Source organism: Acidovorax sp. KNOB132 (assembly GCF_057541515.1).
The window spans coordinates 1-637 of sequence record NZ_BAAJYT010000640.1; the positions used below are offsets into that span (position 1 = coordinate 1).

A 637-nucleotide genomic window follows, 5' to 3' on the forward strand; every position below is an offset into this window, starting at 1 on the left:
TGGGCGCGCGGCGCTTCGTGGAGCTGATCGACGGGCAGGCCGCGCGGCCTTTGAACCAAAACCGGCCCTAGCGCATATTCCACTAGGGCGTATTGCTTATTTATTTAATAGCACAACACTCCGAGGTGCCGGCTACAGCTGCACGCTCGCGGTGCCGATGCCGTCGAACGCCACCTCCACCGCATCGCCCAGGCGGGCGTTCAGCCGACCGGCCCAGTTGCCGGTGGTGACCACCGTGCCGGCCGGCAGGGTGCCGAAGTGCTGCGTGGCATGGCGCAGCCACGCGGCCAGCAGCCAGGCGGGATCGCCCAGCGAATGCGTGCCCTGGCGCTCCACCGCGTCCTGGCCCGTGATGCGCACCGTGCAGCGCTGCTGCGCCCAGTCGGGCGGCGCGCCGGCGTCGAACGGCACCCAGTCGCCCAGCACCAGCGCGCCGTGCGACTGCTGGTCGGCCAGCGTGAGCAGGCCAGCCACCGCGCCGTCCTGGGCCCAGCGCGTTTCCACGATCTCGATCGACACGGCCATCGCGTCGACCAGGTGCGCGCCCTCGCCGTCGGCCAGCCGGGCCGCAGTCGCGGCATCCACCGCCTGGCCCAGCCGCAGGGCGATCTCGGCCTCGATGCCGCGCAGCGCGAAC

1 protein-coding gene is annotated in these 637 nt (G+C 71.7%); it reads right to left on the minus strand.

What is annotated here, in order from left to right; all coding sequences use genetic code 11:
- Positions 1 to 132 precede the first annotated feature (132 nt).
- A partial coding sequence (locus tag AC27IO_RS25165; protein WP_498741338.1) for a fumarylacetoacetate hydrolase family protein occupies positions 133 to 637 on the minus strand: 505 nt, incomplete at its 5' end.